Origin of the sequence: Flavobacterium sp. WG21 (genome assembly GCF_000335775.1) — a bacterium.
Lineage (GTDB): Bacteria > Bacteroidota > Bacteroidia > Flavobacteriales > Flavobacteriaceae > Flavobacterium > Flavobacterium tructae.
In genome coordinates, this window is sequence record NZ_AMYW01000017.1 from 61,630 (window position 1) to 87,345 (window position 25,716).

At 33.9% G+C, this 25,716-nt stretch carries 27 protein-coding genes; 16 read left to right on the forward strand and 11 right to left on the reverse strand.

Translation table 11 applies throughout. From position 1 onward, the window contains the following. Positions 1-26: 26 nt before the first annotated feature. A complete protein-coding gene (locus tag C245_RS0113370) occupies positions 27-2,297 on the reverse strand; it encodes a M1 family metallopeptidase (protein ID WP_017497105.1) in 2,271 nt (756 codons plus the stop codon). A gap of 186 nt (positions 2,298-2,483) precedes the next feature. On the opposite strand from C245_RS0113370, the gene C245_RS0113375 reads away from it, so the two are divergent. From C245_RS0113375 to C245_RS0113385, 3 genes are all read left to right on the forward strand, one after another. Next, positions 2,484-3,335 carry an aldose 1-epimerase family protein gene (locus C245_RS0113375; protein ID WP_017497106.1) on the forward strand — a complete coding sequence of 284 codons (852 nt, stop codon included), beginning with the start codon at positions 2,484-2,486 and terminating at the stop codon, positions 3,333-3,335. An 11-nt stretch (positions 3,336-3,346) separates the two neighbouring features. Then, positions 3,347-3,904, forward strand: a complete 558-nt coding sequence (locus C245_RS0113380) for a GNAT family N-acetyltransferase (protein ID WP_017497107.1) — start codon at positions 3,347-3,349, stop codon at positions 3,902-3,904. A gap of 126 nt (positions 3,905-4,030) precedes the next feature. Then, the gene (locus tag C245_RS0113385; RefSeq protein WP_017497108.1) at positions 4,031-4,585 is read left to right on the forward strand and encodes a DUF3575 domain-containing protein; all 555 of its coding nucleotides are present in this window, start codon (positions 4,031-4,033) and stop codon (positions 4,583-4,585) included. Between the two features lies 1 nt (position 4,586). Here the strand turns inward: C245_RS0113385 and C245_RS0113390 are convergent, their stop codons facing one another. After that, complete coding sequence (locus C245_RS0113390; RefSeq protein ID WP_017497109.1) at positions 4,587-4,814, reverse strand: VF530 family DNA-binding protein; 228 nt, start codon at positions 4,812-4,814, stop codon at positions 4,587-4,589. A 108-nt stretch (positions 4,815-4,922) separates the two neighbouring features. Then, a complete protein-coding gene (locus C245_RS0113395) occupies positions 4,923-5,561 on the reverse strand; it encodes an outer membrane beta-barrel protein (RefSeq protein ID WP_017497110.1) in 639 nt (212 codons plus the stop codon). A 141-nt stretch (positions 5,562-5,702) separates the two neighbouring features. On the opposite strand from C245_RS0113395, the gene smpB reads away from it, so the two are divergent. Continuing rightward, entirely contained in the window at positions 5,703-6,158 is a 456-nt protein-coding gene (gene smpB, locus C245_RS0113400; RefSeq protein WP_017497111.1) for an SsrA-binding protein SmpB, read from the forward strand. A 303-nt stretch (positions 6,159-6,461) separates the two neighbouring features. Then, on the forward strand, positions 6,462-7,511 hold the full coding sequence (locus C245_RS0113405; RefSeq protein WP_017497112.1) for a Fic family protein: 1,050 nt from the start codon (positions 6,462-6,464) through the stop codon (positions 7,509-7,511). Between the two features lie 32 nt (positions 7,512-7,543). Here C245_RS0113405 and C245_RS0113410 read toward each other — a convergent pair whose 3' ends face one another. After that, positions 7,544-8,185, reverse strand: coding sequence for a protein-L-isoaspartate(D-aspartate) O-methyltransferase (locus C245_RS0113410; protein WP_017497113.1), 642 nt, complete (start codon positions 8,183-8,185; stop codon positions 7,544-7,546). 562 nt (positions 8,186-8,747) lie between these two features. Here C245_RS0113410 and C245_RS0113425 point away from each other — a divergent pair. The 11 genes from C245_RS0113425 (at position 8,748) to C245_RS0113475 (ending at position 20,243) form a co-directional block, all read left to right on the forward strand. Then, a complete protein-coding gene (locus C245_RS0113425; protein ID WP_017497116.1) occupies positions 8,748-10,931 on the forward strand; it encodes a prolyl oligopeptidase family serine peptidase in 2,184 nt (727 codons plus the stop codon). Positions 10,932-11,181: 250 nt separating this feature from the next. Further along, positions 11,182-12,255: a sensor histidine kinase gene (locus tag C245_RS0113430; protein ID WP_017497117.1), complete on the forward strand. Its 1,074-nt coding sequence runs from the start codon at positions 11,182-11,184 to the stop codon at positions 12,253-12,255. A gap of 2 nt (positions 12,256-12,257) precedes the next feature. Next, entirely contained in the window at positions 12,258-12,980 is a 723-nt protein-coding gene (locus C245_RS0113435; RefSeq protein ID WP_017497118.1) for a LytTR family DNA-binding domain-containing protein, read from the forward strand. A 94-nt stretch (positions 12,981-13,074) separates the two neighbouring features. After that, positions 13,075-14,040, forward strand: coding sequence for a Gfo/Idh/MocA family protein (locus C245_RS0113440; protein WP_017497119.1), 966 nt, complete (start codon positions 13,075-13,077; stop codon positions 14,038-14,040). Between the two features lie 90 nt (positions 14,041-14,130). Further along, positions 14,131-15,024, forward strand: a complete 894-nt coding sequence (locus C245_RS0113445; protein WP_017497120.1) for a 3-hydroxyacyl-CoA dehydrogenase family protein — start codon at positions 14,131-14,133, stop codon at positions 15,022-15,024. A gap of 12 nt (positions 15,025-15,036) precedes the next feature. Beyond that, positions 15,037-15,696 carry a YggS family pyridoxal phosphate-dependent enzyme gene (locus C245_RS0113450; protein ID WP_017497121.1) on the forward strand — a complete coding sequence of 220 codons (660 nt, stop codon included), beginning with the start codon at positions 15,037-15,039 and terminating at the stop codon, positions 15,694-15,696. Positions 15,697-15,738: 42 nt separating this feature from the next. Next, positions 15,739-15,939, forward strand: coding sequence for a four helix bundle protein (locus tag C245_RS24655; protein ID WP_017497122.1), 201 nt, complete (start codon positions 15,739-15,741; stop codon positions 15,937-15,939). Positions 15,940-16,183: 244 nt separating this feature from the next. Then, positions 16,184-17,545 carry an exonuclease domain-containing protein gene (locus C245_RS0113460; protein ID WP_017497123.1) on the forward strand — a complete coding sequence of 454 codons (1,362 nt, stop codon included), beginning with the start codon at positions 16,184-16,186 and terminating at the stop codon, positions 17,543-17,545. Positions 17,546-17,575: 30 nt separating this feature from the next. Then, the gene (locus C245_RS0113465; protein WP_017497124.1) at positions 17,576-18,415 is read left to right on the forward strand and encodes an ion transporter; all 840 of its coding nucleotides are present in this window, start codon (positions 17,576-17,578) and stop codon (positions 18,413-18,415) included. An 85-nt stretch (positions 18,416-18,500) separates the two neighbouring features. Continuing rightward, positions 18,501-19,421: a tRNA (adenosine(37)-N6)-dimethylallyltransferase MiaA gene (gene miaA, locus C245_RS0113470; RefSeq protein ID WP_017497125.1), complete on the forward strand. Its 921-nt coding sequence runs from the start codon at positions 18,501-18,503 to the stop codon at positions 19,419-19,421. 75 nt (positions 19,422-19,496) lie between these two features. Beyond that, positions 19,497-20,243: an acyl-[acyl-carrier-protein] thioesterase gene (locus C245_RS0113475; RefSeq protein ID WP_017497126.1), complete on the forward strand. Its 747-nt coding sequence runs from the start codon at positions 19,497-19,499 to the stop codon at positions 20,241-20,243. Positions 20,244-20,362: 119 nt separating this feature from the next. Here C245_RS0113475 and C245_RS0113480 read toward each other — a convergent pair whose 3' ends face one another. The 7 genes from C245_RS0113480 to C245_RS0113505 form a co-directional block, all read right to left on the reverse strand. After that, a complete protein-coding gene (locus C245_RS0113480; RefSeq protein ID WP_017497127.1) occupies positions 20,363-20,866 on the reverse strand; it encodes a M48 family metallopeptidase in 504 nt (167 codons plus the stop codon). A gap of 75 nt (positions 20,867-20,941) precedes the next feature. After that, positions 20,942-21,631, reverse strand: a complete 690-nt coding sequence (prfH, locus tag C245_RS0113485; RefSeq protein ID WP_017497128.1) for a peptide chain release factor H — start codon at positions 21,629-21,631, stop codon at positions 20,942-20,944. Continuing rightward, a complete protein-coding gene (locus C245_RS0113490) occupies positions 21,619-22,230 on the reverse strand; it encodes a hypothetical protein (RefSeq protein ID WP_017497129.1) in 612 nt (203 codons plus the stop codon). The genes prfH and C245_RS0113490 overlap by 13 nt, the downstream gene beginning before the upstream one ends. 12 nt (positions 22,231-22,242) lie before the next feature. Then, on the reverse strand, positions 22,243-23,634 hold the full coding sequence (locus tag C245_RS0113495; protein ID WP_017497130.1) for an RtcB family protein: 1,392 nt from the start codon (positions 23,632-23,634) through the stop codon (positions 22,243-22,245). Positions 23,635-23,637: 3 nt separating this feature from the next. Next, on the reverse strand, positions 23,638-23,985 hold the full coding sequence (locus tag C245_RS23725) for a hypothetical protein (protein ID WP_017497131.1): 348 nt from the start codon (positions 23,983-23,985) through the stop codon (positions 23,638-23,640). 105 nt (positions 23,986-24,090) lie between these two features. Beyond that, complete coding sequence (locus C245_RS23730) at positions 24,091-24,384, reverse strand: hypothetical protein (protein ID WP_017497132.1); 294 nt, start codon at positions 24,382-24,384, stop codon at positions 24,091-24,093. Positions 24,385-24,998: 614 nt separating this feature from the next. Continuing rightward, on the reverse strand, positions 24,999-25,715 hold the full coding sequence (locus C245_RS0113505; RefSeq protein ID WP_017497133.1) for a response regulator transcription factor: 717 nt from the start codon (positions 25,713-25,715) through the stop codon (positions 24,999-25,001). Position 25,716 lies beyond the last annotated feature (1 nt).

A 25,716-nucleotide genomic window follows, 5' to 3' on the forward strand; every position in this document is an offset into this window, starting at 1 on the left:
TTCTTAAGTATTTACTTTTTTATCTTTTAATTTTTAGTAAACGGTATTGCATTACCATTGCTCAAAATAATCATATCAAAACCTGTTTTAGCCTCATTAAATTTGAACTTTAGTCCAGCTTCAGCTGATTGAAAGACATCTTTTTCATTTTCTACCGCCTTAACCGTAAACTTCGGATAATTTGTTATTAGAACATTCAATACATTATTCTTTTCTGTAAAATCAATTTTCAAAGGAGCTTTTGAAGTCGAATAGGTTCCTAAATAACCATCTAAAACTACATCTTTTTCTATTTTACCGTTACCGGCTGTCCAAACATTATTAGCTTGATTATTGTCTGGAAAAACATTATCCGGATCAAGCGTGATACTTTCTATTTCTTCAGTAGAATTGTGTTTAAACGTCCAAACATTGTTACGTTGCCATACTTCAACAGGCAATTTAACTCTTGTCACTTTCCCACTTTTTGTTTTCACATCTAAAATAACCGGCATAGGCATTTTATCAAAATTTTCAACTGTGATTGCAACTCCTTTTGACGGATCATTTTTTATGTACTTAATTGAATTGATCCCCTGATTAAAGCGCCAATTGTTTACAAACCAACTTCTCCAGAACCAGCTTAAATCTTCACCTGCAACATTTTCCATTGATCGGAAGAAATCATCCGGCTGAGGATGTTTATAAGCCCAACGCTCTATGTAAGTACGGAAAGCAAGATCAAAACGCTCTTTTCCTAAAATCTGCTCTCTTAAAATTACCAAACCAGAACTTGGCTTAAAATAACACAGCATCCCAATATTAGCCTCTTTCATATTATCAGGAGAACTCATTATCGTTTCCAGATCCGGTCTCGTGAATGGCTCTGCTAATTTATGCAAATTCGATGGCGCCTCTTTATATTCACCTTTATTAAATTCCTCAGTACTTAATGAATTAATAAAAGTATTAAATCCTTCATCCATCCAGGCGAATAATCTTTCGTTTGAACCTACAATCATAGGAAACCAAATATGCCCAAATTCATGATCAGTTACCCCCCATAAATCTTGTCCTTTTGACTCCCAGCTGCAAAAAACAATTCCCGGATATTCCATTCCACCTTCGTTTCCTGCAACGTTTGTGGCTACCGGATAAGGATATTCGAACCATTTTTTAGAATAGTGCTCAATCGATGCTTTTACATATTCAGTGGAACGTCCGTAAGCTTCATTTCCGCCACTTTCTACCGGATAAGCTGATAAAGCCAGTGCTTTTTTACCACTAGGCAGATTAATTTTGGCACCGTCTAAAACAAAAGCTGCCGAAGAAGCCCATGAAAAGTCACGAGCATTTTTTATTTGATAATGCCATGTTTTCTCTCCTGTTGTTTTTGAATTTGCCGTAGCAGCAACTTCTTCAGCAGAACGAATTGTTACGGTTTTATCGCTTTGACCTGCTTCTTTATAGCGTTTAAGCTGTTCTGCCGGTAATACTTCTGCGCCGTTTATCAATTCTCCTGATCCTACAACATAATGATTTGCAGGCACCGTTAACTTTACATCAAAATTTCCATATTCTAAATAAAACTCTGATGCACCCAAGTAAGGGGCAGTATTCCATCCTTTTACGTCATCGTACACACACATACGCGGATACCATTGCGCAATCGTAAAAATTTTACCGTTTTTAGTTTCCAAAACTCCCATTCTGTCCGATCCTTCAAAAGGTGCAACGAACGAAAACTCAATTTTAATTTTTACAGCTCCCCCTTTTGATGCTAATGTTTCGGGAAGAAATATCTGCATTCTGGTATCTGTAACTATATATTTTGCTTCAATTTCAGTCTTTTTCTTTCCACCTGAAATTACTTTAACCGATTTAATTTTGTTTCCTCCATCAAAAACCTGTCCCTGAGCACCATTACGGCTTCCTGAAAGTGGCACCACCGCGTTCCCTCTTGAATCATTTTTGAATAAATTCTGATCTAAATTCAACCATACAAAAGACATTTTTTCCGGACTATTATTGGTATAGGTAATTTCATCTGTACCAGTAATTTCATTCGTAGTTCCGTTTAATTTTGCCGTAATCTGATAATCGGCTCTGTTTTGCCAATATTCAACTCCCGGCTGACCGTTTGCAGAGCGCGTTGGTGTTCCATTTTTGGTATAGAAATTTGGTCCAAACGCATCGTGGTAATCGTAATTGTTAACAGGATTTACTACTGTTGCAGGAGGTGTTTGCTGTGCCCAGACAGAAGAAACTCCAACAAACAAAGCCATGGTTAATAAGGCTTTTGAGGATTGTTTTTTCATAATTTTTAGCTGTTTATGTAGCAAATTAATGAAAAAAAAAGCTATTTACAGAGAAATTATAAAACGTAAATTCAATTTTAGCAAAATTTTATGCAAAAAATATTTTAAGCCATTTTCCTAAAAAAACAAAATTTATAAAATATATTTACATCAGTATATCAGTAATCTTTTTCAATTTCAAACACTTTGAACACAACTATCAACAATTCAGCGATAAGCGTCTCAATAAAACATTCCGGAGCAGAATTATTTTCATTAAAAGACAATCAAAATAAAGAATACATCTGGGAGGGCAATCCTGACTTTTGGGGCAAACATTCTCCGGTACTTTTTCCGATTGTAGGAACCCTTAAAAACAATACTTATACAATCGACGAAAAAGCATACCAGCTACCAAGACACGGTTTTGCACGTGATATGAACTTTGAATTGATCGAAAAGACCGAAAATACAGCAATCTTCTCTTTAAAATCAAATGCCGAAACATTAGAAAAATATCCTTTTGAATTTGAACTACAGCTTATTTACAGTGTTGAAAACACAACTTTGAATATTGAATATAAAGTAATCAACACAGGAAAAAGCAAAATGCCATTTTCGATCGGAGCTCACCCTGCGATAGCATTACCGGGAGATTTTAAAAATTATGCTTTCCAATTCGAAAAACAAGAAGTTTTAAAATATTATCTCTTAGAGAATGATTTGATTTCTAATCAAACAGAAACCTTGAAAAATGAAAATGGATTAATTCCGTTTGACTATCAATTATTCGAAAACGATGCATTAATTTTTAAAACCCTGGAATCAAAATCGCTAACGCTTCTTCAAAACTCCAAGCCCTATGTCAAAGTTGATTTTGAAGATTTTCCGAGTTTAGGAATCTGGACAAAACCACAAGCTCCTTTTATTTGTATTGAACCCTGGCTTGGATACTCTGACACTGCTGAAAATTCGGGAAATTTATTCGAAAAAGAAGGAGTTTTAGTTCTCGAAGCTAATCAAAACTTTAATTCAAAATTTAGTATCTCAATATTATAATCTACAAAAAAATGCTGGAATTTAATTTTACTCCCTTCCCTGTAATCGAAACAGAACGTTTGCTTTTACGAAGAATCACAAATGACGACGTTAATGAAGTTTTCGAATTGCGTTCAAATCCCGAAACGATGAAATTCATCCCTCGTCCCTTAGTTAAAGATTCTGAAGATGCCCTAGCACATATTAAGATGATTGAAGACAAAATTGTCGCAAATGAAGGAATCAATTGGGGAATTACGCTAAAAGACAACCCTAAATTATTAGGAATCATTGGCTATTACAGAATGCAGCCAGAGCATCATCGTGCTGAAATTGGATATATTTTACTACCGGAATTTCACGGAAAAGGAATCATCCCGGAATCAGTAAACGGATTGATCACTTATGGTTTTGAAGAATTAAAATTACATTCGATTGAAGCAGTAATTGACCCTGAAAATTATGCCTCTGAGAAAGTATTACAAAAGTGTGGCTTTGTAAAAGAAGGCCATTTTAAAGAATGTGAATTTTATGACGGCAAATTCATCGATAGCGTAATCTACTCATTATTAAGTAATAAAAAGCAATAGCTTTTTTTGAAAAAAAATATTCCTGTTAAATTAATGGTTCTGGATAATAGTAACTATTGGTTTGCGTTATATTTGCAATCGAAATAAGAAAAAAGAGCTTATTTCGACATCACGAAAGCCCTTTTTATGAAAAAAATATTTATTGCCCTTGTTCTTTTCTTTTCGATTCAGTCTCAAAGTCAGACTTTTATCAAGTTTAATGCTGCAACCGCTTTATTGGCAGTGCCAAATGTTGGAGTTGAAACCAGTATTGGAAAAAATTTAACTTTTAGTGTTGACGTAATGGCGTCATTTTGGGACTCTTTTAACGGACATAGCCCAATGAAACTCTACACATTAACACCTGAACTTCGTTATCATTTTAAAGAAAACTATAAAGGTTTTTATGTGGGTGGCCATGCAGGACCAGATATTTATCAAATTCAAAAATGGAACTACTGGGGGTCTAACCATTACGAAGACGGTTTTGGTTATCGTTTAGGGGTTACTGTTGGGTATAACATTAAACTAAATGATAAATTTTTACTGGATATTTTTGCAGGAGGTGGCTGGCACCAAGGTTTTTACCACGGTTATTACAACGATGGAACTCCAGGAAGATATGAAAAAGCACCAAACTGGAACAAAAGCGGCGAATGGCTTCCATACCGTGGAGGTGTTATGATTTCTTATAAATTATAAATTACTTCACCAATTTAGGCAGTGATTTTACATACAAATCTTCCACTTTTTTACGTGCCCAGTCGGTTTTTCTTAAAAAAGTCAAGCTTGATTTTACACTTGGATTTGAAATAAAGCACTTTATCGGAATTAATTCCGCCAGAGTATCAAAACCATAGTATTCCACTAATGCTTCTACAATTTTTTGAAACGTTATACCGTGTAAAGGATCTTTCGATTGATTTTGCATTTTATACTTTTAAATAATCTTATTAAAAAGACCGTACTTTCAAAAAGCACGGTCTTCCTTTTTTTTACAAAACTAGTAAATTAATTTACATCAATTTCCGTCGTTTGTTTAGAAAAGAAATTTAAACCCAAAAGAAAGCGGAGAAGTCAAATTTGGTCTGCTTCCTGCCAAAGCTGTATTGTAAAAAGGATCAACATTTGCAACATGTGCCAGTCCAAAATTGGTTACTGTGGTTTTCTCACCATTTTTTGGATCTAATGTCGTAGACGTAAAGTTTGCCAGATCGTATGAAAACTCAACCGAGAAATTTTTACTAATAAAATAATCAAACCCTCCTGAAACTGATAAGCCATATTGGCTAATCTTCAAATCACTTTCTTTCTCTTTTCCTGTGATAATAGGAGCTGCTATCTGTCCGAAGAAATATAGCGAACCCGCTACATTCCAGTATTTTCTAGCCAACGGCTGAATAACAAGCAAATCTGTTTTTGCTACGGTTCCTGCTTTTGCATCAGCTTTTATGTTAATAATACCAAACCCTGCTCCTACTGCAACAGAAGGCGTTACAAATGTCCCCACAATTGGCAATACAGAAAGATTTGTATTTTTAACGTCGCCCGTTTTAGTTTGCTGATAACCAAATTGTGATGTTGCAAACCAGGTTCCTTTTAAACCCTGATTTGTTTCCTGAGCTTTTGCGGTCAAGCCAATAAATGCAATACTTACTAATGTTAAAATTTTTTTCATGTTTTAGTATGTTTAAAATTATTCAACAAACTTATATGTAAGCATTTTCTTTGGGTATGATCAAAATCATAGATTAAAAAAAAACTTTAATTCTTTCAGATTTTATTAAAGTTTTTCATTTTTGTTTTACATTTGTACACTATGTTAAAAACAGTCAATATACTTAATAAAAGAGCCCGTTTTGATTATGAAATAATCGACACTTACACAGCGGGAATTGTTTTGTCGGGAACCGAAATTAAATCCATACGTCTAGGTAAAGCTAATATTACTGAAAGCTTTTGTGAATTTAACAACATGGAACTCTTTGCCATTAATACCTATATCGAAGAGTATTCTTTTGGGAATCAATTCAATCATAAATCCAGAAGTGAAAGAAAATTACTTTTGAACAAAAAGGAGCTTAAAACGTTGCATAAAAATGTTCAGGCCAAAGGACTTACTATTGTCCCATTGAAATTATTTACCAACGAAAAAGGACTTGCCAAACTACAAATAGGTCTCTGTAAAGGAAAGAAAAACTACGACAAACGCGAATCTCTGAAAGAACAGGATACCAAACGCGATTTAGACCGAATCAAAAAAGCATACAACTAAATAGAATATCTTTCCAAATCACTACTAAACAAGTGTTTATTACTATTTTATTGTTATTTTTACTATAAACAATTTAACCTTAAGAAAAGTAGTAAACTAATCTGGACAGGTACTACCAAATCAGAATATGGTACCGACCTTGGTCAAACCGTTGATACAATTTATGGTAGCAGTGGTAAAAAAAATAAAAAAAGAACGGTTCAATTCCTCTTAAATAGTATTTTAAAAAGCAATATTTTGATATTGCTTTTTTTTTACTAAATTTATGACTAAATTTGTCAAGACAATTTAAATGAAGTAAAAATGAAATCGCTCCTTAAAAATGCAAGAGAACAAAAAGGTCTAAAAACCCGTGAAGTAGCACAACTGCTTGGCATCGATCAGGCTCTAATAAGCAAATTTGAAAGTGGGGCAAGGAAACCAACCAAAGATCAAATTGTTAAGCTATCTCAACTTCTAGAAATTGACTATGAGACTTTAATGATCGCATGGCTGAAAGAAAAAATTCTCTATGAAATTGGTGATGATGAATTTGCTTTAAAAGCGCTTGAAGTTGCAGAGAAAGAAATCAAATACAATAAAACAGTCTCTAAATTAAAATTATCAACCACTTTAGAAAAAATCCTTAGTGAAATAGATGTTTTAAAAGAAAAACTAGATACTTACAGACAGTTTGATAGTTATAAAATTAGTCAGGCACTTGAGCTCGAATATACTTTTGAAAGCAATCGTATTGAAGGAAATACCATGACGCTTCGTGAGACCGATATGGTCATTAACGAAGGTTTGACCATTTCAGGAAAAAGTATGAGAGAACATCTTGAAACCATTAATCATCAGGAAGCGATAGGTTTTATCAAAGATTTAATGCAAAAGAACAACAGCTTAAATGAACGCGATCTTTTATCTATCCACAATTTAATTTTAAGAGGTATAATTCCCGAAGATGCAGGCCGTTATCGAAAAGTACAGGTCATGATTCAGGGAAGCAGTCACATGCCTCCACAGCCTTTTTTAGTTGCAAAGGAAATGGAAGAATACTTTATTTGGTATGAAATCAACAAAAATAAACTACATCCAGTTATTCTTGCAGCTGAAATGCACGAAAGACTAGTTACAATTCACCCTTTTATTGATGGAAACGGCAGAACCTCCAGATTAGTCATGAATTTAATTTTAATGCAAAAAGGCTATCTGATCGCCAATATAAAAGGAGATTATGAAAACAGAATGCAATACTACCAATCTCTGGAAACCGCTCAAATAAAAAAAGACAAAGAAGATTTTTTATTCTTCATCGCCAAAATCGAAAAAGAAAGTCTGGAGCGTTATATTAGTATTATTGGCCAATAAAATAAAACCCACTATTGCTAGTGGGTTTTATTTTAATTTTTATCTTCTAATAAAGGAACGAATCTAAATTCTCCAAACTCATGTTTTTCAAATTGTGTTTCATTCTTTCGAATCAATAGGGTCATAATCTGAACATCTTCTCCTAACGGAATAACAAGTCTTCCTCCTATTTTAAGCTGTGCCATTAAAGGTTGCGGAATAAACGGAGCTCCGGCAGTAACAATAATACTATCAAAAGGCGCGTAACTTGGCAACCCCTTATAACCGTCTCCAAAAGACAAGTGTTTTGGGCGAATGTTTAATTTTGGAAACAAATTAGAAGTTGTTCTAAACAACTCACTCTGTCTTTCCACACTGTACACTTTTGCTCCCAACATAAACAAAACTGCTGTTTGATACCCCGATCCTGTACCAATTTCTAAAATCTTATGGTCTTTTTTAACCTCCAATAATTGCGATTGAAAAGCAACTGTATAAGGTTGCGAAATAGTTTGCCCTGCTCCTATAGGAAATGCCTTATCCTGATATGCATAATCTTCAAAACTTGAATTTAAAAAAAGGTGTCTCGGGATTTTTTTTATCGCATCTAAAACTGCTTTATCAGTAATTCCTTTTTGTTCTAAAGTGCTTACTAATTGATTGCGAAGTCCTTGATGTTTGGCAGTATCTTTCAAAATGGATTGGTTTTATTTTTGCAAAAATAGGAAAGTAAATCAATTTTAAATGCTTTCACGCAGAATGTTTTCAACTCAGAAACTTCTTTCAAATTAATATTATCCGAACCATTTACCATTCAAATGCTTGTATCAACCGTTCGTCATTTTTTTAAAAATTTTCAGCTGATGTGTTGCTACTTTTGAAACATCAATCAGGAAATAATAATTTAAAAACCAAAATTATGAACACATTAAATTTTAAAACTCCGACCGAAGCTCTAAAACCATTAGCTATTGGTTTTGCAATCGGACTTATTACCAATTTCATTAGTTTTTTAATTCACTTGTAAAAAATCAATCAATCAATCAATCAATCAATCAATCAATCAATCAATCAATCAATCAATCAGTAAAATTAACCAATAAGTAAAACCAAAAATTATGGAAACCCAAAAAGAAGTAAACGTTTACAAAATTGTTAAATCATTTATCGTCGGATTTATAATCGGATTTGCGCTTTATAAATTTATCACTGTAGTCGTACTAAATTAATCTAATCTTCAATCAAAAAATATCAATCATGAAAACCAATACACTTAAAAAGATCGCTTTTCTATCTCTAGGAGTTATTTCGACAGGAAATTTATTTGCACAAAACAAACCCGAAAAAGCACCCTCTGTCCCTGCTAAAGACACTTATTTTGGAATTACAGTAGAAGACAAATACAGAAACCTTGAGGATTTAAAAAATGAACAAACCTTAAGCTGGTTAAAGGCTCAGGCAGATTATACGAACAATATTTTAAACTCAATTCCGGGAAAACAAACTCTTATAGATGAGTTGACTTCTATAAATGACAGAGTTACCGAGGCGATCAGCGGAACGCAGATTATGGAAGATGGTACTTATTTTTATCAAAAAACAACTCCAAAAGATCAGGTTGCAAAACTGTATAAAAGAGCTGGTTTAAAAGGAAAAGAGACGTTAATCTTTGACCCACAAACGCTAAAAGGTGAAGCAAAAGACATCTTTACTATTAGTTCTTTCTCTCCCAATAAGAGCGGAAAACTAATTGCTGTAAATATTTCCAAAAATGGTGGTGAAATGAGCGAAATGTTTTTAATAAATACAGCCGACAATAAAATTTTGGCGGATAAAATCGATAAGTTAAGATTTGGAAATGCCAATTGGTTAGACGATGACAAATCATTTTTATACTCACAATCACCAACAGCCGATATTCATGATGCAAAAGCGCAATTGAATATCGTTACAAAACTGCACGTTATAGGAAATGACATTACAAAGGATAAAGTGATTTTTTCGAAGGCCATGTATCCTGAATTAAAAATTGCAGAGGAAGAAATCCCTATTATGGGTTATGACGTAGACAGTAAGATGCTTTTTCTGATGCCTTATTCTGTAAATCCAAACATGAAAGTGTTTATTGCCAAAGGTTCAGAGTTGAAAAGTGCTAAAATTAGCTGGAAATTATTAACGGACAGAAAAGATGAAATTAAAAATTTTGCTTTCAGCGATAAAGACATTTATTTTTTCACAAGTTTAAATGCTCCAAAATTTAAAGTAACAAAAACCAGTATGGCTAATCCAAATTTAGCAACTGCAACACTGGTGATCCCTGAAGACAAAGAAGCCAATTTGAACCCTATTACGATTACCAAAGACGGGATTTTTTATACCAAAACAAAAAACGGAATCGAAAGTAAACTATTCTTCACTGATTTTGAAGGAAAAAAACACAGTGAAATCAAAACACCAAAAAAATCTGCTACTATTGTTTTAACTTCAAGAGGAAGTAAATTTTCAGACTTATGGGTTCGAACAACAGGCTGGACCACCAAAGGAGAGCGTTATAAATACGATGTAAAGAAAAATAATTTTATCAGAGAAGAACTCTCTACTATTACTGAATACCCGGAATTTGAAAATTTTGAAATTGAAGAATTAATGGTAAAATCGTATGATGGTGTCGAAGTTCCACTATCCCTTATTTATAAAAAAGGAATCAAAAAAGATGCAAACAATCCTGTTTTATTCTATGGTTATGGTGCCTACGGAATGTCTATGTCTCCTACTTTTAATCCTAGTCTGCTTTTATGGGTAGAAAGAGGCGGAATACTTGCTGTTGCTCACGTAAGAGGCGGTGGAGAATTAGGTGAAAAATGGCATTTAGAAGGTCAAAAAAGCACAAAACCAAATACATGGAAAGACGTAATTGCCTGTACCGAATACATGATTAAAGAAGGGTATACAAATCCGACAAAAACGGCAATCTACAGCAGAAGCGCCGGCGGAATTCTGGTAGGAAGAGCCATTACTGAAAGACCCGATTTATATGCTGTAGCCATTCCGGGAGTAGGAAGTATGAATACCGTTAGAGGCGAAAATGCACCAAACGGACCTGCAAATACACCTGAATTTGGAACTATGAAAATCGAAGATGAAGCCAAAGCTCTTATAGAAATGGACTCTTATTTACAATTAAAAGACGATGTTAAATATCCTGCAACCTTAACAACTGCCGGATTCAATGACCCTAGAATAATTGTTTGGTCACCTGCTAAATTTGCCGCTCGATTGCTTGAGGTAAATGCGTCTAAAAAACCAACTTTATTAAAAGTAGATTATGAAGCAGGTCACTTTGGCGGAGCTTCAAAAGCAAAATCTTATGAAGAAGTTGCAGATGTTTTAAGCTTTGCGCTATGGCAAGTAGGACATCCTGATTTTCAACCAAAAAATTAATCATTTAAAATGTAACTTTGGCAATGTTGACATTGCCAAAGTTTTTAAAACTTAAAATTATGATCAAAATAATTATAGCTTTGACTATTGAAATAAGCCATTTGTTATTTAAAATTTTATCTTAATGAAATTAACCGCAAAAATTCTAATGACTATAGTTGTTGTAATCTGCCTGCTCCTTGTAGTCTCTTTTATCGCAGGAATGATTTATGGATACCATACACCGATGAAGGTAAAATAACTTATAAAAATGTTTCAAAAAAAGGATCATGTTTTCATTTTAGTTCAGATCATTATATGGACTATCTACTCAGGAATAATTTTTATTCCTCAAATTATCATTCCGGAATTAAACATATTGAAATACAAAAACTGGCAACTCCTGTTGGACTACTTTTTTAGTGTTTGCGTGCTTACTTTCCTTTCGATAGCTTTAAAATATTTTTATAACCGGTACATAAAACTGGACGATTTTAAACTTTGGGAAATTATTAAAATGCTTTTTTTAATTTTCTCAGCTGCTCTCTTTTTCTTTGGGATACTAACAGCATATAATTATCTTATGATCAATTATGTTTATGAAAACCCTGAAGTTTTTGATCATCCGTCTCAATCTGCCAAAAGACAGATTTTCTTTATTTTTGTGATGGGATTTCTTTTCTTTCTTTGGATAATTGTGTACACCATTTACAAAACAACTTCGCAAATCAAGAATAATAAAATGGACCGAATGGAAATTGAAAACACTTTAAAAGATTCTCAACTGAATGCTTTAAAAGGGCAAATCAATCCGCATTTTATGTTTAACAGCTTAAATAATATTCGCGGATTAATTCTGGAAAATCCTGAAAAATCGAGAGAAATGATCACTCGATTGTCCGAAATGCTTCGATATTCCCTCACCAAAAACGAGATTACAACAATTGCGCTGGAAGAAGAAATTGAAATGGTAGAAAACTTCATTGAAATTTCAAAAATTCAAATGGAAGATCGTTTGAACTTTACTTCTCAAATAGATCAGAATACTTTAAAACTGCAAATCCCTCCCATGATCATTCAAATGCTGATCGAAAATGCGGTTAAACATGGAATTGCAAAATTAAAAGAAGGAGGCCAAATTTCATTAGAAACCAATATGGAAAACAACAATTTGACCATTGTAGTTTCGAATACAGGAGTACTTACCATTGAAAAAGATTCTACACAATTAGGAATCAAAAATATCGAGAAAAGACTGCATTTAATTTATGGCGAGAAAGCTCGTTTTAAATTGCAGGAAATAGAAAATAAAGTAATTGCAAAAATAACAATTCCAATACTTTAAGTATGAAAAAAATAAAAGCTGTTATTGTTGAAGATTCCCGTCTGGCCAGAAATGAGCTTAAAGAATTAATTAAAAATCATCCGGAAATTGAAATTATTGGAGAAGCAGAAAATGTAGATTCAGGCTTTAAATTAATACAGGAAACGCAGCCGGATTTACTTTTTTTAGACATCAATATGCCAGAAAAAGATGGTTTTGAACTGTTAGAAATGCTCGACAAAGTTCCCATTACTATTTTCACAACGGCTTTTGACGAGTACGCCATTAAATCTTTTGAATACAATGCTTTAGATTATTTACTAAAACCTATAAATCCGAAAAGATTTGCACATTCAATCGAAAAAGTAAGTCAAAACCTAGTTGAAAAAGAAGAAAAAAACAATAAGAAACTGACGCTAAACAATCAGATTTTTATTCGCGATGGCGAGAAATGCTGGCTTGTAAAAATTGCCGATATCTTTCTGTTTGAAGTGGATGGCAACTACACCCGAATCTTTTTTCAGGATGAGAAAGCGGTACTTAATAAATCATTAAACCATATTGAAGAGAAACTTCCTGATGATTATTTCTTTAGGGCCAATCGAAACCAGATTATCAATATAGAATATATACTCAAAATAGACCCTTGGTTTAGTGGTAATCTGCTCGTACAGCTTCCAAAAGAAGTAAAAGTAGAAATATCACGAAGACAAACCAATAACTTTAAAGAGAAGTTAAGTCTGTAAATACATTTAAAATTGTTCAAATAATTTCGACTTTGTCCTAACTAAACTTTTACTTTCAACAAATAAATTATATTTTTGTTTAAAATACATTCTCATGTTAAAAGTAGGAGTTTTAGGTGCAGGTCATCTTGGTAAAATACATTTACGCTTATTACAACAATCTGACCAATACGAATTAGTTGGATTTTACGACGAAAATCAGGAAAATGCCGAAAAAATCTCAAAAGAGTTTGGCTATAAAAACTTCAACACAATTGCAAAATTAATTCACGCTGTGGATGTTATCGACATTGTGACCCCAACTCTTTCACACTACAAATGTGCTAAGGTAGCCATCAAATCAGGAAAACATATCTTTATAGAAAAACCAATTGCCAATACTGTTGAAGAAGCCGAAGAAATCATTGCTTTGGCGGCAGAACACCATGTAAAAGGTCAGGTAGGTCACGTTGAACGTTTTAACCCTGCGTTCATTGCTACAAAAAACATGATCGAAAATCCAATGTTTATAGAAACGCACCGTCTCGCCGAGTTCAATCCTCGTGGTACAGACGTTCCTGTTGTTTTGGATTTAATGATTCATGATATTGATGCCATTTTGAGCGTTGTAAACTCAAAAGTAAAAAACATCAATGCAAGTGGTGTTTCTGTAATTAGCGAAACACCGGATATTGCCAATGCCAGAATCGAATTTGAGAATGGATGTGTTGCTAATCTAACCGCAAGCAGAATTTCGATGAAAAACATGCGTAAAACACGATTTTTTCAAAAGGATGCCTACATTTCTGTAGATTTTCTGGAGAAAAAATGTGAAGTGGTTCGAATGAAAGACGCTCCGGAAATTCCTGGTGATTTTGATATGATTTTACAAAATGCAGAAGGTGTAAAAAAGCAAATCTATTTTACAAATCCTGATGTAGAACAAAATAACGCAATTTTAGATGAGCTGGAATCATTTGCCAATGCTATAAAAACAGACACAACTCCGGTTGTAACTCTGGAACAGGCAACAGATGCATTACGAGTGGCTTATCAGATAATTGATTGTTTCGATAAATAATTTGGAAGTTTTAAAAAATAAATTAGCCACGAGTTCATAAATTAATTTGTGAACTCGTGGCTAAAATCATAAATATAATATCAAATTTAAATGAAAACTATAGCTGTAATTGGTGCAGGAACAATGGGTAACGGAATTGCTCATACATTTGCACAAAGTGGTTTTGTCGTAAAACTAATTGACGTTTCTGAAAAATCATTAGACAAAGGAATGGCAACTATTGCTGCCAATTTAGACCGAATGCTTTCTAAAGGAACCATCACTCAAGAAGAAGTTACCAAAACGATCACTAATATTATTACGTATACTGATATTAAAGACGGCGTTGTTGGTGTGGATTTAGTAGTTGAAGCTGCTACTGAAAATGTAGAGTTAAAACTTAATATTTTCAAACAATTAAACGAAGCTTGTTCTCATAACACCATTCTGGCAACGAATACTTCTTCGATATCTATTACTCAAATCGGAGCAGTTGTAGCACATCCTGAAAGAGTTATCGGAATGCACTTTATGAATCCGGTGCCGATTATGAAATTGGTCGAAATTATCCGCGGATACAACACCAGCGATGAAGTTACCAAAACCATCATGGACTTATCTGTAAAATTAGGTAAAGTTCCTGTTGAAGTAAACGATTACCCTGGTTTTGTGGCCAATCGAATTTTAATGCCAATGTTAAACGAAGCTATCGAAACCTTATACAACAAAGTTGCCGGAGTTTACGAAATTGACACGGTAATGAAATTAGGAATGGGACACCCAATGGGACCTCTTCAATTAGCTGATTTTATTGGTCTTGATGTTTGTCTTGCTATTTTAAATGTAATGTACGACGGTTTCAAAAATCCAAAATACGCCCCTTGCCCACTATTAGTGAATATGGTTAGAGCCGGAAAGTTAGGAGTAAAATCAGGTGAAGGTTTTTATGATTATAGCGAAAGTAAAAAAGCAGAGAAAATCTCCAAGCAATTTATCCTTTCCTAAAAAAGAAATACCATGTCGATAGCATCGAATTTAAATACAATCAAGGCAGGTTTACCTGAAAATGTAACTTTAGTTGCCGTTTCTAAAACAAAACCGGTTCCCGATTTAATGCAGGCATATGATGCCGGTCAGCGCATTTTTGGAGAAAATAAAATTCAGGAAATGACTGAAAAATGGGAACAAATGCCAAAAGACATTCAATGGCACATGATTGGTCATGTACAGTCGAATAAAGTCAAATTTATGGCGCCTTTTGTAAGTTTGATTCATGGTGTTGACAGCTTAAAACTGTTGCAGGAAATCAATAAACAAGCATTGAAAAACGATCGAATTATTGATTGCCTGCTTCAAATATATATTGCCGAAGAAGAATCTAAATTTGGGTTAGACGAAAACGAATTAAATGAATTACTATCTTCACCAGAATTCAAAGAACTGAAAAACATTCGTATCTTGGGATTAATGGGAATGGCAACTTTTACAGAAGATCAAAGCCAAATTAAAAAGGAATTTACACATTTAAAATCTATTTTTGATTCCATAAAAGAACTGAAAACTGAAAACTGCAACCTGACTACTGTCTCTATGGGAATGTCCGGAGATTATCAACTCGCAATTGAATGCGGCAGTACAATGGTCCGCATTGGAAGTAGTATTTTTGGAGGAAGATAAGTTCTCAATATCAATGACAGTTTCAAAAATCAATTCATATAAATGGAAAAAATATTCAATTTTGAGGATCGATTAGTTCGTTTTGCCGGAGAATGTATTTTCTTTACAAGACAATTAGAGAAGTTATTCGAAAATGAATATTACAAAAATCAATTGATTAGATCATCCGGAAGTGCTTCACTGAATTTTGGAGAAGCACAAGGTTCAATTACAGATAAAGATTTTATTTTAAACTTTCTTTAGTTGTAAAAGAACTGAAGGAATCCAGAAATTCGCTAAAAATTTTAGATTATATAAAAGAAGGTGATAATAACAAAAGGGACAAACTTCTAATTGAAGTTGAACAACTTATCGCAATTTCATCAAAAATGATAATAAATAAAAGATAATTTTTCAATGACAATTACAATAGCAATTGCAAATTTCAATTTTTAATATTGATTTTTAGCATTGACATTGATTTTTGAAATTGATATTGACATTGAAAATGTACGCAATACTAGACATAGAAACCACTGGAGGCCAGTTTAATGAAGAAGGAATTACCGAAATAGCCATTTACAAATTTGATGGCCACGAGGTAATTGACCAGTTCATTAGCCTTGTCAATCCTGAAATTCCGATTCAGCCCTTCGTGGTGAAATTAACCGGAATCAATAATGCTATGTTGCGGTCTGCTCCTAAGTTTTTTGAAGTTGCTAAACGAATTATAGAAATCACTACAGATTGTATAATTGTAGCACACAACGCTTCTTTTGATTACCGAATTTTACGCACAGAATTCAGACGTTTAGGTTACAATTTTGAAGCCAGAACCCTCTGTACAGTCGAACTTGCCAAAAAATTAATTCCGGATCAGCCTTCCTATAGTTTAGGAAAACTGGTGCGAGCACTTGGAATTCCAATGGCAGACAGACATCGTGCCAGCGGAGATGCAATGGCAACAACCAAGCTCTTTAAAATGCTTCTGGAAAAAGACCTGGAAAAAACCATTGTAAAAGATTTTATCAAACTGGAAGTAGAAAAAGGAATTGCTCCAAAATTTCTGGATATTCTGGCACAAATGCCTGCTAAAACCGGTGTTTATTACATATATAATGAAGGTGGAACCCTAATCTACATTGGAAAAAGCCAAAACATCAAAAAAAGAGTCAATCAACATTTTACAGGAATTACCACCAAAAGCAAAAAAATTCAGGCAGAAGTTTTTACCATCACGTATGATGAAACGGGAAGCGAGTTAATTGCACTCCTAAAAGAAAGTGAAGAAATAAAAATAAATCGTCCAAAATATAATCGTTCACAACGAAAAACGATCTTTCAGTATGCTTTATATGCAGAAAAAGACACTAATGGTTACATCAATTTAAAGCTTGAAAAAGCAGACGGTCGTAAAAAAGAAATCACCTCATTTGGTACTTTGCAGGAAGGTAAAAATGCTCTGTTCAGATTTACGTCAAAATATCATTTATGCCAAAAGCTAACGGGACTTTATCAAACCAAAAAAGAGTGTTTTCAATATAAAATCAAAGAATGTGACGGTGCCTGTATTGAAGAAGTAACACCTGAAGTTTACAATGCTCGTGTACAACAATTTATCGCAGAAAACAGTTTCGAAAATAAAAGCATGATTTTGCTGGACAGAGGCCGAAATGTCAACGAAAGAAGCGCCATTTTAATTGAAAATGGCCTCTATAAAGGATATGCCTTTTACGATCTAAATTATCAAATTACAAACATCGAGATTCTAAAAAATATTTTAATTCCGATGCAGCATAATCGCGATGTGAAAAACATTATTCAGAGTTACCTCCGAAAGAGTAAATCAATAAAGGTTCTTCATTTTTAACACTGCAAAACTTTCCTTATCTTCGTGAGGATGAAAAAAATAAAATCAAAATACGAAATCTTCCGGGAAAAAGTCAAAATCATCCTCTACGGGACAGATACGTTTTTTGGAAAAATGTTTGATTTGGTTCTGCTTGGATTGATCTTACTAAGCGTTATTTTGATTATGATGGAAACCGTTCAGGGAATCAATCAAAAATACCATACTCAGCTTATTATCTGCGAATGGATTATCACCGTATTTTTCACCATTGAATATGTACTTCGAATAATTTCGATTCAAAAACCAATCCGATATGTTTTTAGTTTTTACGGAATTATTGATTTAATGGCAGTTCTGCCAATGTATTTATCAATATTTTTCCCTGGAGCAAGTGTCCTTTCCATAATAAGAGCCTTACGTTTCTTTAGATTGTTTAAAATCCTGCATATTCCGCAAATTTCACATCAGTCTATTCAACTTCGGGAAGCCATCGAAGCCAGTAAAGAGAAAATCCTTGTTTTTATTTACTTCGTATTGATCAGCACCATCATAATCGGTTCGATTATGTATCTGGTCGAAGGTAAAGAATCCGGCTTTACAAGTATTCCCATGAGTATTTATTGGACTATTGTTACTTTAACCACAGTAGGTTACGGCGATATTTCTCCACAGACTCCTCTCGGTCAGTTTATTGCTGCCTTTGTCATGATTTTAGGTTACGGAATTATAGCTGTTCCAACTGGAATTGTAACTGCTGAATTTGCAAAAAGCAGTCTAAAAAACAGTGTCGTAAGCAGCAAAAAAACATGCAAAAATTGCAATGCACAGGTACATTTTGATCATGCACAATATTGCTTTGAATGTGGAACGAAATTGCCGAACAATTAATTCAACGAAAATTTCTCCACCTCATTTTTATTAAAAGTTTAACCCTGCAAGTCTAAGGTTTTACCACCATTAAGACTAAAAAAATATGAAATATCTAATTACCATCGTCGGACCAACAGCAATAGGCAAAACAGCTTTAAGCATTGCTCTGGCACAACATTTTAATTGTGAGATAATCTCCTGCGACAGTCGCCAGTTTTTTAAAGAAATGACAATTGGTACCGCAGTTCCTACTCCCGAAGAGTTACAATCAGCGACACATCATTTTATACAGAATAAATCTATTTTCGAAAATTATACTGTTGGTGACTACGAAAAAGAAGCGCTTTTAAAACTAGAGGAGTTATTCTCAACAAATGATTTCGCTATATTGATTGGCGGTTCAGGATTGTATGTTGATGCCATTTTAAAAGGATTCGATGAATTTCCGGAAATTGATCCTGAGATACGTTCTGACATAAACGCAAACTACGAAAAACTAGGAATCAATTATCTGCAGGAGCAATTACAAAAACTGGATCCTGATTATTATCAAAAACTCACCGTAGAAAACCCGCAAACACTCCAGAATCCACAAAGAATGATGCGTTTTACAGAGGTCTGTATTGGAACACAAAAGCCTTACTCTTCTTTCTTAAATCAGAAGAAAAACAATCGAAACTTTATTCCGATTTTAATAGGTTTAGAAGCCGACAGAGCTGTAATTTACAACCGCATCAATCAGCGTGTAGATCTGATGATGAATGAAGGATTATTGGAAGAAGCCAAAGCTTTGCATCCCAACAAAACGTTAAATGCGCTTCAAACAGTCGGGTATCGCGAATTATTTAGTTATTTTGACGGAGAATTCCCGTTGCCATTTGCCATCGAAGAAATCAAGAAAAATACCAGACGTTTCTCAAAAAGACAACTTACCTGGTTCAAACGAAATGAAGCTACCAAATGGTTTGATTACGCGACAGACAGAAAAGAAATTATAGATTATATAGAGAATTCTTTCAAGTAAAAATCATTCTCTGTATTCTTTACTCTATTTTCTAAATCAATCTAAAATCAACAATCTAAAATCTAAAATTCAGCAATGCCAATATCTCCTAATTTTACTTCCATTCTAAGCAAAGACTGGGAAATCAATTTTACACAATGTACACCAAATGGTTTTCTAAAGTACACTGATTTATGCAACATTCTGCAATTGACAGCTGCTGCACATTCTGAAATTGGAGGCATCAGCTTTACGGATATGCAGGAATTTGATCAGGCCTGGGTCTTAAGCCGTATGCGTGTAGAAATTACTGCTTTACCAAAATGGCGAGATATTGTTACGGTAACCACATGGATCAACAGTTTAGAAAATTCTCGTTCCGTTCGTGCTTTAGAGATACACGCAAACGGAAAAAAAATAGTAGGATGTGAAACGTACTGGGCTGTTTTTAATACACAATTACGACGTCCGGAAGCTTTAGCCCTGCCTTACGAACATTTTGAATTGTATCCGGAGAAACGCGCTACTACAGAAGGGTTTTCGAAAATAAATATCACTCACGAAAAAGAAGCTATTTTTGAAAAAACAGTTTACCTCTCTGATCTGGATATCGTAAATCACGTCAATAATGTCAAGTATCTGGAATGGTGTCTCGATCACGTCGACCCGAAAAGAATCCTGAAACAAGAAGTAAAAAGTTTTGAAATGAACTTCATGAAAGAACTTTCGCTTCAGGATAATGTAATCATTCACGAGGGCGAAAACGACAATCAAACTATTTCAACATTCAGTATTACCAAAGGCGAGAAAACATCTTTTGCTTTAAAATTACACTGGAAATAAAAGAAGATTAAAAAAGCGATTTTTTATTACTCAACCATTATCAGGTGTATTTAAAATTTCATTCCGTATCATGAAAATAAAAAACGATGCAGTGTTGCATCGTTTTTTATTCAATCAAGTTACTTTGATTTTTTCTTCTTCTTTAACAAATCCATCTTACCTTCAATTCTTTTCTCTACTTCCCTAATGTTGCATTCAAAAGCAAATTGCAACGTACATAGTTTGGCTTTTTTAATTTCTTTTAATGCTAATCCAAACTGTTGCTGCGCTTCATAAAGAATTGCTTTTTTGACAAAAATTTCAGATTTGTTTATTCCTTTTACTGTTAAAGCAAAATCAATTAATTTTTCTGCCTCTTCAAAATCTTCATTCAAAATTAAAGTTTGTACATAATGCGGATATATCTCAAGTGCATGAATATTTATTGCTAAAGCTTCCTGAAAATACCATTTGGCTTCTTCATAATTCCATAATTGTTCCGCCTGAATCCGTCCATACAAACAGAAAACCATCGTATTCTTAGCATCATATGAAAATGCATAATCTAAAGATTCAATCGTCTCTTCTAATGAATAAGGATAACTGTCCAGCGCCTGAAAGAGATATTTATCTATTGTTTTCATTTTACGTATCGATATTTATTGTTTTTTTGGTCACATATAATTCGCATATCATCATTGTTTTTTGTGACCAACTTTTTAATTATGCTCATTTCGCAAATCTGTTTTTAACTTCTGACGCGTTCCTTTATAACTCTTCTCTGTTTTACTCTTTTTAAAATCAGTTCCGGTAAAAACTCTGATCGGATTCCCCCGCTGAATGTTCAGCTGATTTTCCCATTGTTTTCCAACATGGTTTTTAAGTTGCTGTAAAGTTTCGTCTTCCAGTTTTTTTAATAATCGTTCTGTTGCCAGTTTTTTATTCTGATGCTGTGAACGGCTGTCCATTGCAACAACAGCAATTCCGGTTGGAACGTGAGTTGCTCTGATTGCCGAACTCACCTTGTTTACATGCTGTCCGCCAGCCCCCGAACTTCGCATGGCCTGATACTGAATGTCACTTTCTAAAAATGATGCATTCTGTTGTGGTTCAATCTCAAAAATGCCAATAAACCAATTTTTACGTTTGTGCATTTTCCTAAACTGACTTTGGCCAATCCATTGAATAGTTCCAGTCCAGGAAGCTACAAATTGAGTGGCTTTTTTACCTTTTACTGCAATTGTTGCCGTTTCAATTGTTCCATTCTCCTGGCCCACTTCTCGCTGAAGCAAAGTCGTTTCTAATTGCTCTTCCTGTGCTTCTTCCAAAACTTTTTTAAGTACCTGAGCCACTACCCAGGTACATTCTGCTGGTCCCCGACCCGCTGTTATCTGAATTATTTTTTCCATTTTTCTATTATCTTAAGAAGCTTTTCTCTGTTTTTAGCTTCCTTTATAAATTTTGGAAGTCTTGAAACCATTGTACTGTTACCGCTTCCATTATTATTTCTTTCTCTTAATTCCGCTTCAATGTATCTTCCTAAATAATCAATGTGCTGCTGGTTATAAGCCCAAAAAACAGCTGTTCCCGCTTCTTTTTGAAACCAAAGCGGCAAATTGTAATAATGCTCTTTAACTAAGCCGTCATCCCTTTTTGAATTCTTCAAAACCTTTTCCACTTTTGGTTTCCATTCTTCCTGAAAATTACAATGCGGACATCTTGTTTTATATACTTTCGGTTTGTCTTTTAAGGGCTGTGATTTAAATTCATATCTCTCATAGCATTGATTACAATGTGCTTTGCCATAAGCAATGTATTGATAAACGGGGCTGTCAAGTTTCAGAAAGCAATCTTTACATTCAAAAACTTTAGTGCAACAATGCCCACACTCACATCCTTCTGAAAGTTTACTCTTTACCTTAGCTTTAGAATCACATTTCGGACACCTTACTAAAATCTCGTTTATAAAACTTTCTAAAAACTTATTCTCATCCTGAAATCTTTTCATAATCTTTGTTTTTTATCGGTCCATTCTAACAATCTTTGGTGTGAAAGTTCCCAGAACTTCAACCAAATCACTTTGATTTGACATCACTTTAGTAATGTCCTTGTACGCCATAGGTGCTTCATCAATATTCCCTCCAATCAAGGTAACCTCATTCGCTTTTAATACCTTTTTAATTTCACTTTGCGTAAAAGTGCTTTTACACTTCGCTCTCGAAAATAAACGTCCGGCACCGTGAGACGCAGAGTTTAAACTCTCAGCATTACCTTTACCCTTCACAATGTAACCAGGGGCGGTCATCGATCCGGGAATAATTCCTAATTGCCCTTCTCCCGCGGGCGTTGCACCTTTTCTATGTACAATACACTCCTGACTGTTTACCATTTCTTTCCAGGCAAAATTGTGATGGTTTTCAATCGTGACCACTACCCTTTTCCCAATAGCTTTAGCAATTCGTCTGTGAATATCATCGTGACAGGCTTTTGCATATTCACCGGCTAAATTCATAGCAAGCCAATATTCCTGTCCGTCATGCGTATTCAAATCTAACCAGGCCAAATGCTGCACATTTTTTGGTAACGGACATTGTTTTGTCGCCAAATAGGTATAATGTTTCGCAATATTTGCTCCTAACCCTCGAGATCCGCTATGCGATAAAACTGCGAAATACTCCCCTTTTTCAAGCTTCCACTCGTTTTCAGGATTTTCAATTTTAGCAATTCCGAATTCGACAAAATGATTTCCTCCTCCAGAACTTCCCAACTGCTTATACGCCTTAGGTAAAAGATTTTTCAATAATGGAATATCCTGAAATTCACTTTTGTAAAAAACATCATGATCTACTCTTGAAGCATGAGTTTCATACATTCCAAATTTGGTATTGTCCTTCAAAATAGTTTCTAATTGATGTTCTTTACCTTTAAAATGAGAAGCTGGCAAGTCAAAAATCGAAAGACTCATTCGACATCCAATATCCACTCCAACTCCATAAGGAATTACCGCATTATCTGTTGCCAAAACTCCTCCAATGGGCAATCCATAGCCCGAATGCGCGTCCGGCATTAAAGCACCTGCAACCGAAATTGGCAATTTTAATGAATCATACAATTGATATTTCGCCTGTTCATCAATCTCATTTTCGCCAAAAATTTTGAAGGGAGCTCTTGTTGTTTTCAACTGATGCATTCTTACCTGCACCGGCTTTAATAAACCTTCAGCCACCTTGCCCCAGGTACCATTTCCTTCGTACTTTTCGGGATTCAGCAGAACATCTTTTGCTTCGGTTAGAATAGATTCTTTTTTCTCTCTTTTTCTATATCTGTTTATTTGCCCTAAGGCAATATTTATTGAATTGTTTTTTGGAAACCCCAATTTAATCAGGTCTTTTCCGGATAATTTATTTCCCATGATTTAGATCATTTCGTCTACATATTGCTGATACAATGCCTGTAGACTTTTATTTTTAATTGGACTTATCTCTTTTGGATTCTCTTTTTCGTAGTAACTCCATTTATGAGAAGTGCCATTTATTAATCTGTTTATTTTATATCTCAGATGATTGTTTACAATATAATTGTCTATAAACTGAATTTGACTTTCCAAATCAGAATCAACCATTTTGGTATGTGTTATCATATAAGGATTAACACGCAGCACGTATCGCCAGGGCTCATTGAAAACATAGTGAATTTTGTATCGTTTACAATTGCTGCACCAGCGTTCTCTTTTATAAAAATGTACTTTTTCTTTTTCGGTCAATTCGAGTTTTGAACTTTTCCATTCCCATTCTGAAAATTCTTTTACAGTTTGGACATTTTCAGTGTATACATGTTTTCGTTTTCTCTTTTTCTTTCTTTTAAAAGATTATTCAGGAGAAAACTGCCATGTATTTATTTTTTCCAATAATTCTGTGTAAAATGAAGCTTCACTTGATCTGGCGACATCATCTCTTAATTTAAAATTACGCTGCCATCCTTTCTGATAAGGAACTTCTAAAGCTACCAATGGTAAATTTCTACGCTTTTTCCAAAGGTCAACTTCAAGTTTTCTTAACTCAATTAATTGTTTTTCAAAATCTTCTTTAATTAATCGTCTTTTCTTTCTTTTACTTTTAAAACGAGCACATAAAGCATACTCGTCTACCGTATAATTTTCCATAAAAAAATTATAGTGCATTAAATTAACAGCCCAATAGGCTTAGCATTTTATCCTTGAAGGATAAATAAAATCGATTTTTCGGGAAAATTTGAAGTGTCTAGAATAAAAAAAAGCCCGAAACTAAATGTCTTCGGGCTTTTATATATCTAAAAATATATTTCTAAGATTGAAATAAGCCACGAAGAAGCACTGCACCAAAATTGTTTGATGCGAAGCTCTGAGATGTAGATGTAAATACAAACATTTTTTCTTCGTTTTTAAAGGGTTATTATTTTTTTCGTCTGCAAATATTCAGAATACTTTTTCGATTTTCCAAATTTATTTTAAGAAAAATCAGTACAAAAAATTTATCCATATTATTCTTAAAGCCAAAAAAAAGACTACAGAACTCAAAATCAAAAAGATAGAAATCGTATTTTAAGAATATTTTTCTTGATATTTTTTTACTTAACCGCAAAGAATGCAAAGGAAAAAACGCAAAGTTCGCGAAGCTTTGAGGTGAACTCTTTGCGAACTTTGCGAAAATCGTTGCGTGCCTCGCGGTTAAAATTCTGCATAAAAAAAGTCCTGATTTCTCAGGACTCTAATATTTTTTTGTTTGGTTATGTTTTTTGTTATTCTGTAACTTTGCTTTTAACAACAAGTCTGAAACCTTCACCGTGAATGTTTAGAATTTCAACATCTTCGTCAGCTTTTAAGTATTTTCTAAGTTTAGCAATGTAAACGTCCATACTTCTGGATGTAAAATAGTTATCGTCTCTCCAGATTTTAGTTAAAGCTAATTCTCTTGGCATTAAATCATTTTCATGAAGAATCAACATTTTAAGCAATTCGTTCTCTTTTGGAGACAATTTAATTGGCTCTTCGTCCTGGAAAGTCAGGAATCTTAGTTTTGAATTTAAATGGAATTTACCAATATTGAATTCGAACTGTACCTGCTCTGCTTTTGTATCAGCAGATTTTCTTTGAATAATTGCTTTTATTTTCATCAATAAAACCTCAGAATCAAAAGGCTTATTCAAATAATCATCAGCACCAGCTTTGTATCCTTTTAATACATCTTCTTTCATAGACTTAGCTGTTAAGAAGATAATTGGCACTTCGCTGTTCTTTTCTCTAATCTCCTTGGCTAAAGTATAACCATCTTTATAAGGCATCATCACATCAAGAATACATAAATCATATACATCTTTCTTGAATTTTTCGAAACCTTCCATACCGTTTTTAGCTAAAGTAACTTCAAAGTCATTTAACATTAGATAATCTTTAAGAACTGCCCCAAAATTAAGGTCATCTTCTACTAAAAGTATTCTTTTGTTATTATTTTCCATA

Excerpts from the sequence above, each read along its gene's own strand:
- C245_RS0113370 (WP_017497105.1), bottom strand. The coding sequence starts at position 2,297 with ATGAAAAAACAATCCTCAAAAGCCTTATTAACCATGGCTTTGTTTGTT.
- C245_RS0113380 (WP_017497107.1), top strand. The coding sequence starts at position 3,347 with ATGCTGGAATTTAATTTTACTCCCTTCCCTGTAATCGAAACAGAACGT.
- C245_RS0113385 (WP_017497108.1), top strand. The coding sequence starts at position 4,031 with ATGAAAAAAATATTTATTGCCCTTGTTCTTTTCTTTTCGATTCAGTCT.
- C245_RS0113390 (WP_017497109.1), bottom strand. The coding sequence starts at position 4,814 with ATGCAAAATCAATCGAAAGATCCTTTACACGGTATAACGTTTCAAAAA.
- C245_RS0113395 (WP_017497110.1), bottom strand. The coding sequence starts at position 5,561 with ATGAAAAAAATTTTAACATTAGTAAGTATTGCATTTATTGGCTTGACC.
- smpB (WP_017497111.1), top strand. The coding sequence starts at position 5,703 with ATGTTAAAAACAGTCAATATACTTAATAAAAGAGCCCGTTTTGATTAT.
- C245_RS0113405 (WP_017497112.1), top strand. The coding sequence starts at position 6,462 with ATGAAATCGCTCCTTAAAAATGCAAGAGAACAAAAAGGTCTAAAAACC.
- C245_RS0113425 (WP_017497116.1), top strand. The coding sequence starts at position 8,748 with ATGAAAACCAATACACTTAAAAAGATCGCTTTTCTATCTCTAGGAGTT.
- C245_RS0113430 (WP_017497117.1), top strand. The coding sequence starts at position 11,182 with ATGTTTCAAAAAAAGGATCATGTTTTCATTTTAGTTCAGATCATTATA.
- C245_RS0113435 (WP_017497118.1), top strand. The coding sequence starts at position 12,258 with ATGAAAAAAATAAAAGCTGTTATTGTTGAAGATTCCCGTCTGGCCAGA.
- C245_RS0113440 (WP_017497119.1), top strand. The coding sequence starts at position 13,075 with ATGTTAAAAGTAGGAGTTTTAGGTGCAGGTCATCTTGGTAAAATACAT.
- C245_RS0113445 (WP_017497120.1), top strand. The coding sequence starts at position 14,131 with ATGAAAACTATAGCTGTAATTGGTGCAGGAACAATGGGTAACGGAATT.
- C245_RS0113450 (WP_017497121.1), top strand. The coding sequence starts at position 15,037 with ATGTCGATAGCATCGAATTTAAATACAATCAAGGCAGGTTTACCTGAA.
- C245_RS24655 (WP_017497122.1), top strand. The coding sequence starts at position 15,739 with ATGGAAAAAATATTCAATTTTGAGGATCGATTAGTTCGTTTTGCCGGA.
- C245_RS0113460 (WP_017497123.1), top strand. The coding sequence starts at position 16,184 with ATGTACGCAATACTAGACATAGAAACCACTGGAGGCCAGTTTAATGAA.
- C245_RS0113465 (WP_017497124.1), top strand. The coding sequence starts at position 17,576 with ATGAAAAAAATAAAATCAAAATACGAAATCTTCCGGGAAAAAGTCAAA.
- miaA (WP_017497125.1), top strand. The coding sequence starts at position 18,501 with ATGAAATATCTAATTACCATCGTCGGACCAACAGCAATAGGCAAAACA.
- C245_RS0113475 (WP_017497126.1), top strand. The coding sequence starts at position 19,497 with ATGCCAATATCTCCTAATTTTACTTCCATTCTAAGCAAAGACTGGGAA.
- C245_RS0113480 (WP_017497127.1), bottom strand. The coding sequence starts at position 20,866 with ATGAAAACAATAGATAAATATCTCTTTCAGGCGCTGGACAGTTATCCT.
- prfH (WP_017497128.1), bottom strand. The coding sequence starts at position 21,631 with ATGGAAAAAATAATTCAGATAACAGCGGGTCGGGGACCAGCAGAATGT.
- C245_RS0113490 (WP_017497129.1), bottom strand. The coding sequence starts at position 22,230 with ATGAAAAGATTTCAGGATGAGAATAAGTTTTTAGAAAGTTTTATAAAC.
- C245_RS0113495 (WP_017497130.1), bottom strand. The coding sequence starts at position 23,634 with ATGGGAAATAAATTATCCGGAAAAGACCTGATTAAATTGGGGTTTCCA.
- C245_RS23730 (WP_017497132.1), bottom strand. The coding sequence starts at position 24,384 with ATGGAAAATTATACGGTAGACGAGTATGCTTTATGTGCTCGTTTTAAA.
- C245_RS0113505 (WP_017497133.1), bottom strand. The coding sequence starts at position 25,715 with ATGGAAAATAATAACAAAAGAATACTTTTAGTAGAAGATGACCTTAAT.